The organism is Camelimonas fluminis (assembly GCF_014656355.1).
Classification (GTDB): Bacteria; Pseudomonadota; Alphaproteobacteria; order Rhizobiales; family Beijerinckiaceae; genus Camelimonas; species Camelimonas fluminis.
Map to the genome: position 1 here is coordinate 1 of NZ_BNCG01000109.1, position 2,490 is coordinate 2,490.

General features: G+C 59.3%; 1 protein-coding gene and 1 pseudogene. Both read left to right on the forward strand.

Going from position 1 to position 2,490, the window contains the following annotated elements; genetic code table 11:
- Window positions 1-654: 654 nt before the first annotated feature.
- Window positions 655-753 (forward strand): annotated as a pseudogene (gene flgB, locus IE243_RS23685) (flagellar basal body rod protein FlgB); the annotation flags it as partial.
- A gap of 965 nt (window positions 754-1,718) precedes the next feature.
- A complete protein-coding gene (gene fliK, locus IE243_RS22525) occupies window positions 1,719-2,177 on the forward strand; it encodes a flagellar hook-length control protein FliK (RefSeq protein ID WP_191321525.1) in 459 nt (152 codons plus the stop codon).
- Window positions 2,178-2,490: the final 313 nt, after the last annotated feature.

A 2,490-nucleotide genomic window follows, 5' to 3' on the forward strand; every position in this document is an offset into this window, starting at 1 on the left:
GCCCAGATCCTCCTTAAATCACAACCTCAAATCTGTGCCATTGGCGCTGACGGCGGACACTGTGGGCTCCGGTCGGACGAGGATTGCTGCGTCGTCGTTCATCGCACGCTCCCTGGCAAGCAGTCGTTAAAATGGCGGCCGGTGCCGCTTGGGCGGCGCGCCGGGTTGAATGCGCCGGTCATGCACTCCCCCCCTTGAAAAATAGCTGTGCATTCAATTCCGGGTGCTCGTTGGACGCGGCTATTGGCATGGGACCAATGTTTCCTCATGAGCGTTTGTCGCCTGCAGAGCGGCTTTCGAAATCCCGCCGGGAGCCTTTTTGGGGTTAGGGAAGAACTGACCCTGGACCAAGGGCAACCTGTTAACCACTTTGAAAATAGGTAATACTTTTATAAACTTTTCCAAATTTTCCAAAGGCGAATGCTGTTGCGGTGCGCGGTATCGGGCGATATACGAAAAGTTAGAAAATCGGAAACGGACGATTGCCAAATAAATTTTGTCGGCGATCTTCGGTGATTTATCCGGCGTTAGCTGACCGCCTGAGTGCTGTGGCAATCGCGTTTCCAGTTTGCAATAGCAGGCGTCTATCACTGTCCGGCACCGCCACGTTCGTGGCTGACGAAGTCAGCCCGGTAGCGCGCATGGGGGTTTTTGGTGGTCTCAGGCATTTATCTGTTAGATCTGGCTTCCAGGCAGGCTAACTGGCTTGGAGTTCGCACCTCGGCGATTGCGGGCAATGTCGCGAACGCCAATTTTTGCTGCGCTGTTGCCAGTCGTCAGGGATATGAACCCTGACGGCAATGCGCGATCTTCTGCTGATGCCAGCGGGAGCGGCTTCGGAGAGATCTTCGAGGAAATACGGGGCGCCGGGAAGGAACCTGCTGAACGCCAGCAAGGGAGCGTTGCTGCGATTGCTCCGGAGGTCAGCAAGCCATCAGGCCATCCCCTCAATCCGTGGAACGTTTTCGTGCGGGCTCTTGGGGAAAACCTGCCTTCGCCTGCTGGGCGCAGCGAAGCGGAGGCACAAGGCCACGATTCAGACGCGGTAGGATGGCCGTCCCGGGGTTGAAGGGGACGGCGGTCTGGTGACCGCTCTTCCGGCAGGCGCTGGGGCTGATCTTCTCCTGAGGGAGTTGAGGGTCGGCTCGCAGCCACAGAAGGCGCCTGCGCAAGCTGCCGGGAACGACAGGGCCCCAAGTGTTCAGGAGAACCACATCGGTCTGGAAGATCAGGAGACGGTCGGGACCCAGGCGTTGGCAGTGCGGGTCACCCGGTCTGAGACCCATTTCAAACCGGTGATCGGCGGGTTCTTCACGAAGTATGGACCGGTTGCCGTCGATCCTGAAACCAGAGCAAATCCAGTAGCGGCGGACACGCCAGTTGTGGCCCCTGCGGTCAGGTTGCGCCCCCAGGCGACTGGCGGCCAGCCTGATCCAGTTTTCCTGACTGCCGGTGCGGGGCCACGTGATCAGGCGATTTCGCCGCCAAAAGGCCCCAGCAGCATGCTGGCAGTCGGTAGTGACGGGTCAGTCGGGGACATTGTCTTGGCCAGGGTGTCAAAAGCACAGGGGTCAACGTCTGCATTGGATGATGGTGTTCCAAATGGCCCAGATGCCGCCGGGCATCCCTCCCCGGCGGTTGTTGTAAGGAACATCGTGTCGGCGGTTACGACTGAGGCGGGACCCGTTCCCCGGTCAGCGTCGGCACAGCCCGCCTTTATGGAGTTGTTGCCTTCGACGTTCGCTGTTTCAGCAAGGGCTTCGGAGGCTGCTGTCCGTCATGTCAGCATTCAGCTCCACCCTGCTGATCTTGGAGTTGTGAATGTCACGCTGAAGCTTGAAGGCGATGTACTCGAGCTGCGGATGGAGGTTCGCAATGAAGAAGCAGCCCAAATGCTCGGCCGTGAGCGAGACAGCCTGTGCGCCCACCTGCGGGCAGCAGGCTACAAGCCCGAGGTCGTGGCGATTCAGGTCGGCTCATTCCATGGGACGGCGGATGGCCAGAATTCATCCGGTCGAAGCGACCACAGCCAGTTTAAGGACGGCGGCGGGGAAGGTTCGCCGGGCAATGCCAGGGGCGGCGAAGGGCAGAATGAGCAGCATAACCGTTCGCGGGAAGATCGAGAGACTGTTGACGGGGCTGATGGCCGCCGGATTGACGGCGGCCTGTATCTGTAGCGCCAACGCGACTGCAGCGCGGGCAGACCCGCTTTCGCGCCGGCTGTGTGAAGCAGAAATGCAAAGGGCCTCGTCAAAATACGGGGTTCCCCTTGGCATGCTTTACTCAGTTGGCCTCACAGAGACCGGCCAGAAGGGAAGTTTGCACCCCTACGCACTTAACGTGGAAGGCAAGGCGCTATTCCCGCCGTCGCGATCGGCAGCCAGGGCACATTATGAAAAAGCGAGACAGGCGGGGGCTGTCCTGGTGGATATAGAGCGGTTTTCGAACGTCTAGAATCATAAGAGGTTCCCCCTTCGCGAGATTTCTGAT